General features: G+C 33.8%; 3 protein-coding genes. All 3 read left to right on the top strand.

Features of this window, described 5'->3' with window-relative positions:
• Window positions 1-10: 10 nt before the first annotated feature.
• The 3 genes from CX675_RS20350 to CX675_RS19135 are packed head-to-tail and all read left to right on the top strand — an operon-like array spanning window position 11 to window position 6,872.
• Window positions 11-139, top strand: a complete 129-nt coding sequence (locus CX675_RS20350; protein ID WP_205728650.1) for a T9SS type A sorting domain-containing protein — start codon at window positions 11-13, stop codon at window positions 137-139.
• Window positions 140-151: 12 nt separating this feature from the next.
• Window positions 152-3,397 (top strand): hypothetical protein, encoded by a 3,246-nt coding sequence (locus CX675_RS19140; protein WP_130736864.1) that lies wholly within the window; start codon window positions 152-154, stop codon window positions 3,395-3,397.
• A 4-nt stretch (window positions 3,398-3,401) separates the two neighbouring features.
• Window positions 3,402-6,872: a DUF6443 domain-containing protein gene (locus CX675_RS19135; protein WP_165396096.1), complete on the top strand. Its 3,471-nt coding sequence runs from the start codon at window positions 3,402-3,404 to the stop codon at window positions 6,870-6,872.
• Window position 6,873 lies beyond the last annotated feature (1 nt).

Here is a 6,873-nt window from a genome sequence, read left to right as displayed (position 1 = left end):
CGGAAGAAGCCTGCAAACACAAACCCTAACAGGCGACCGAACGATTCCTTTTGAAGTAAGCAGCCTACCACAAGGCATCTACTTGGTAGAAATAAAAACCAATACCGAAACGGGTAGCGTAAAAGTGATTAAAAAATAAGACAGCATTATCATGAAATATATCAAAACCATAAAAACAATAGGACTTGTTTTGTGTAGCTTTTTGGGGTTTGCTCAAGAATTGCCACAAGTAACACCACCTACACCCGAAGCCAGCCAAATGGCAAAATTTGTAGACATGCCAGTTTCTTTATACAATGGAACACCCAATATTAACATTCCAATTTATACGATTAATGCTAAAGGAATGCAAATTCCTATTACTATTTCCTATCATGCTAAAGGGATTCAGGTTTCTGAGATTGCTTCGCGAGTAGGATTAGGTTGGTCGTTAAGTGCAGGAGGAGCCATCACCAGACAAATTAGAGGTGCAGCTGATGAATCGAATGACGGATATCTTCAAAAAAACTATATTCAGGATTTTACGACAAATTCGAATAAGAGAGCACAACTTTGGGGAGACAATGCAAATGAAATTTTCGATTATTATCCCGATTTATTCATGTTTAATTTTATGGGGTATTCTGGGAAGTTTGTATTTGATCAAATTACAGGGGAACCTGTTTTACAAAGTTTTGCTGATCTTAAAATAGAAAGAGTTTTTGGAAGCGGTGGTTATTTTGATCATTTTATTATCACTACACCAGACGGGACCAAATATTATTTTGGACAAACGGATCACAGAGATGTTACCTATACACACAGTTACAGATATTTTAATAACTCCACAGGGCAAGTAGATTTAGGGACTGCACCGGCAAGTTATCCTAATAACTGGGTATTAACTAAGATTGAAACCATCACACACAATATCATTACTTTTGATTACGAATTAGAAGAAGTCATACACTATGAAGTAAATGAAATAAACAATCAAGATGGAGGAACAGTTAAATTCATCAGCTATGTAAGAAACAGAAGTTTTCAAAACCAATTAAAGCAAATTACATTTAATGATGGAAAAGTGGTTTTTAACGCTTCTACAGTTGCAAGACAAGATTTATATGGAGGTAAAGCATTAGATAATATTGAAGTGTATAGTGATAGCATTACGGTTGCTAGAAAAGTTAAATTTAACTATTTTTATACAACCAGTACAGACGATAATTTACAAACAGTATATAATTATTTAAAAATTGAACCACAGGCATATCAATCTAAAAAGCGGTTATTTTTAAGTTCTATAGACGAAGTTAATGTAGTAGATAATTCTATATTGCGTACTACTTTTGAGTACAATACCTTACCCTTGCCCAATCGTTTTTCCAATGCCAAAGACAATTGGGGGTATTATAATGGAAAAGAAAATCATTTTTTAGAGGTATTTGCAAATGCAGATCGAAAAGTAGATACTATAAAATCGGAAGCAGGTATTTTAAAAAAAATAATGTATCCTACAGGTGGTTATACGCAATTTGAGTATGAACACAACCGCGTAATTCCGCCTACCTATTTTAAGAACATGCTCATTAGATATAATAATCCATCTACCACCAAAACAGTAGGATTGCTTAAATCAAGTATTTTTTATGATGCGGCAACCACTAGTTATTATAAAGATTTTGAGATCAAACATACGCGAACTACTACGAATTTTAATGTAAATTTTGATACGACCAATTGTCAAGTTAATGGACCAGATCAACCAGGTTGTATGTATGATGTAGATATACTCAATCAAAATGGAGGGATTATTTTTCACTTAGTTTTAGGAACCAATAATAATCTTATTTTTTACCCTGGAACCTATACTCTAAGAGTAAAACCAAGAGGTACACATCATCCAGGAGAATTTGTTGAAAATGAAGAATTTTCAGTAAATGGAACTTGGCAAGAACAAAATATACCAGATAGTCAGGAATTATATGCAGCAGGAAAAAGAATTAAAAAAATTACCAAAGGAGATGCTACAGGCATTTTATTAGAAAAAGAATTTTTCTATACGGATGAAAACGGTTTGTGTAGCGGAAAAACATTTTCGCTTCCAGCTTATTTTGATATAATCACAACTATCGGAAATTATAATGTAACAGGTCATAATATAAGTGGTACTTCGGGACCAAGTTCAGAATTTGCAGGGAATAATTTAGGGTATTCCATGGTGACTGAAATACAAAAAGGAAGTGGTAATATAGGAAAAATAGTTAGTACGTTTACCAATTATGAAAACGGAGGAGAATATTATAAATTCCCGTACCATTTGCCTGTTGATAATGAATGGACAAGAGGATTGCCTAAAGAAGTGAAGTATTATAAATATGAGAATGGTTCATATAGCTTGCTAAAAAAGACAATCAATAAGTATGCTTTTTATAAATACGATTGTGCACCTATACCAGATTTTACTTGTTTAAGCAATACACCTTTAGATCCAGATTTACCACCTAGTGGTTTGTATCCAGATTATTTTATTTCGGCTAACAGATATAGTATTCCATCCTATAAATTTGGAGAATATTGGACAGGCTTTTCTTCTCCATGTGATCCAAGTTCTCCTGATTGTTATCGAACAACTTATTTTATGGGAGGAAGGTTAAGTTTAACCGAAACAGAAGAATTCAATTATTTTGATAATGGCACCGTGTATACCAAATCTAATTTTAATTACGATAGTAATTTACATTATCAAAAAACCTCAGAAACGACAACCAATTCTTTAGGCGAAACGGTTCAAACCAAATACTATTATCCATTAGATTCAGAAATGAGTACCAAACCAGAAGTAAGTACTTTGATTACTAAAAATATGATAGGAATGCCTTTGGTCGTAGAATCGTTTAATGGAACAGTTAAGACCTCTGAAGTAGAAACGGTATACAAAGATTGGACAAACAATGTAGTAGCTCCCGAATTCATCAAAACCTCTAATGGCGCACTTGCTTTAGAAGACAGAGTACAATATACAGCTGTTGATCCAGATAACGGTAACCCTTTAGAAGTGCAACAAATAGGCGGAACTCCGATTACTTATATTTGGGGATATAAAGAAGCATTCCCAATTGCTAAAATCGAAAATGCCACTTATGCTCAGGTGCAAGCTTATGAAGCTAATTTACAAAGCTTATCAGATGCGAATGATGAAGCGAACTTACTTACTGCTTTAGATAATTTACGAAACAGTTTGCCTAATGCCATGGTAACCACTTATACGTATATTCCTTTGGTAGGAGTAAGTACCATTACCGATCCAAAAGGAAATAAAGTAACCTATCATTACGATGGTTTCAACCGTTTGGACTATGTCGAAGATAAAGATGGCAACAAACTGAGTGAAAACGAATATCATTATAAAAACTAAGGCAATGAAGAAATTATTATATATAGCAATGTTGATTCCTTTTCTTGCTTTAGGTCAAAGTCAAGATCAGAATTATATTAAAAATACGACCTATAAAAAGCCAACATCTCAAGGTACTGTTGATGTGACTAATCCTGCTGAAGCCATGGTGCAAGTCAGTTATTTTGATGGTTTAGGTCGTCCGATCCAACAAATAGCACACAAACAATCCAATTCGGGTAAAGACATTATCACGCATATAGAATACGATAGTTTTGGTCGTCAAACCAAAGAGTATTTACCTTATCCAAACACCACAGCTTCTTTAGATTATACCGACCCTACCACTGTTGTCTCAGATTTAACGGGTTTTTATGGTTCGTATAACGGAGGAACAACAAATCCTTTTTCTCAAAAAGAGTTAGAAACTTCTCCTTTAAACCGTGTGTTGAAGCAAGCGGCTCCTGGTGATGCTTGGGCAATGGGTCAAGGTAAAGAAATTAAATTCGATTACCAGACCAATACTGCCAGTGAAGTGAAACTTTTTAAAGCAATCGCTACTTGGGATGCTAGTGCAGAATTGTATAACATTAATATTAGTAGTCCACAAACCTACTACGATGCAGGTCAATTATACAAGACTATTACCAAAGATGAAAATTGGACTTCGGGTTTAAATCATACCACCGAAGAGTTTAAAAATAAAGAAGGACAGGTAGTTTTAAAAAGAGCGTATAATAATGGTGACGCTCACGATACTTATTATGTATATGATATTCGTGGCAACCTTACCTATGTAATGCCTCCTTTAGCAGAAGGAGATAGCTCTCAAAGCACTTTAGATAATTTGGGGTACCAATACAAATACGATGCACGCAATCGTTTGGTAGAAAAGAAACTACCTGGCAAACAATGGGAGTTTATTGTGTATGATAAACTAGACAGACCCGTAGCTACTGGACCAGCATATAATGTTTATGGAGCAGTTGATGAAAATGATATAGGTTGGATGATTACTGAATACGATGTATTTGGAAGAGTAACGCAAACAGGTTGGAAGCAACTAACGGTTTCAGCGACTACAAGAGCCAGTAACCAGAGTAGTGTCACTTCTGGAAGTAATCCTTTTGTGTTGAGTGCCAATGATATTCTAACAAAGAACTATTATGATGATTATACTTATCCAAATGCTCCAACTCCATTACCAACTCAAGTGGAAGGGCAAAATGTAGTCACCAATGTAAAAGGTTTACCAACAGGAACTTGGACAAAAGTATTGGATGCGAATAACGCTAATGCTGCGGAAACCAGCTATACGCTATATGACACCTATTATAGACCAGTACGTACCTATACGAGTAATTATGTAGGTGGTTATACCCAAGTAAACAGCAAACTTGATTGGGCTGGAAAAACGGAATATACTGTAACAACGCATAAATACGATACCAATGGCACAGTAGTTACGGTAAAAGATATTTTTAAATATACGGCACAAGACCGTTTGGAGTTGCATACCCAGCAAATTAATGGCGGTAACGAACAATTACTAGCTAAAAATACCTATGACGAACTAGGACAGTTAACCAGTAAAAATGTAGGTGGAACAGATGCTTCAGGAGCTACAGGATTACAAAGTGTGGATTATTCGTATAACATACGAGGTTGGTTAAAAGGGATAAATGATATATATAATTTAAGTTCTGATCTATTTGCTTTTAAAATCAATTACAATGATGCAGAAACAGCAACAAATCTATTTAATGGAAATATTTCAGAAACCTTTTGGAATTCTAACAGTGATGGAGGATTTATTAGAAAATATATTTACAACTATGACGATTTAAATAGATTGCATTATGGGGTCTATTTAAAACCACAAGCAGCATTTAATGAAGCTAATGGTTACAATGAGACTATTTCATATGACAAAAATGGTAACATTCAAACTTTAATAAGAACAGGAGGTTTTGTAGCTCAAACAATACAGTATATTGATAATTTAACTTACACTTATGATCCAGATAAGAAAAATCAGTTACTTAAAGTAGAAGACCACACTACTTCGCCACAAGGTTTTAAAGATGGTGTAAATGCAGGGAATGATTATGAGTATGATGCTAACGGGAATATGACTAAAGATGATAATAAAGGCATTACTAATATTGTATATAACCATTTAAATTTACCTACCGAAATTCTTTTTGGAACCAACAAAATTGAATACCTTTACAACGCAGTAGGACAAAAAGTAGTTAAAAAAGTAACAGAAAATAGTGTGGTTACGACAACTACTTATTTAGGCGGAGGATTTCAGTATGAAAACAGTGTATTACAATTTTTTCCACATGCAGAAGGTTATGTAAAGCAACATTTAGGGGCATATAGTTATGTGTTTAATTACACCGATCACTTAGGTAATATACGATTAAGTTATTCAGATATTGATGGCAATGGTATTTTAGGAGATGAATATGTGCAAGAATGTTTCACGCAAACAGGAAGAGATGGAAGTCCACAAACATTTTGTAATGACTATTTTATTAGCCCTATTTTAGAAGAGAGTCATTATTACCCTTTTGGGTTGAAACATCAAGGTTATAACACGGATAGTACACAACCAAATTATAACTATAAATACAACGGTAAAGAACTGCAAACGGAGCTAGGACTTAACATGTATGACTATGGTGCTAGGAATTACGACCCTGCTTTAGGTAGATATTTTACTATTGACAATTTTTCAGAAGCATTTTACAATATCAACCCTTATCAATACACTGCAAATAATCCTGTTAAATTTATTGATGTTAATGGAGATTTTATTTACATATCTGATGGAAACGGAAATAATTATAGATATAATAATGGGAGAATTTATTCTAAAACAGAAGGAAGTGATGATGATTGGAATGAATATATACCAGAGGAAGGTAGCTATGTAGCTCAAATAGTACAAGCATTGCATGATATTACACAAGATGACGAAAACTCTTTTGGGAGTCAATTTTTAAGTTTATTTGAAAACCAAGAACTTAATGCTATTTTTACGGAAAACACTTTAGACAACAGAACTGTAACTACTGGAAGGAATATTAAAACATCTGACAAACAAAATGAACTTGTTGCTACAACTAAAGGAAATGAAAAATTAATATTTCATATCACTATCGCACATGAATTAGCCCATGTTATAGAGAATACATTGTACGATGAAAAAGTTCTAGGTGCAAAATGGTTTTCAATTACTACTAAAAATGCTAGGAAGGATATTTCTGTTGGGGAGATTTTTGCAAGTACATTTGAAAACATGATTAGAGCTGAACAAGGTTTACCTTTGAGAACACATTACTCCATAAATGATGATGGTTCAGTTGTTGGAGATTCAAGACTTATTAAAAAATCTAAAATCAAGAATCCATTCTATAAACAATATGAATCTACAGAAGAAGTATTAGAGATATGGAATAAAATCATTAAAGCAAGAAAACAATAAT

It is taken from the genome of Flavobacterium sp. J27, assembly GCF_004303025.1.
Taxonomy (GTDB): domain Bacteria; phylum Bacteroidota; class Bacteroidia; order Flavobacteriales; family Flavobacteriaceae; genus Flavobacterium.
Note: the sequence above shows the minus strand (reverse complement) of the source record. Positions and strands in the feature narration are given on the sequence as shown.

What these genes read in the sequence shown, in the direction of transcription:
- CX675_RS19135 (WP_165396096.1), top strand. Translation starts at nt 3,402, where the DNA reads ATGAAGAAATTATTATATATAGCAATGTTGATTCCTTTTCTTGCTTTA.
- CX675_RS19140 (WP_130736864.1), top strand. Translation starts at nt 152, where the DNA reads ATGAAATATATCAAAACCATAAAAACAATAGGACTTGTTTTGTGTAGC.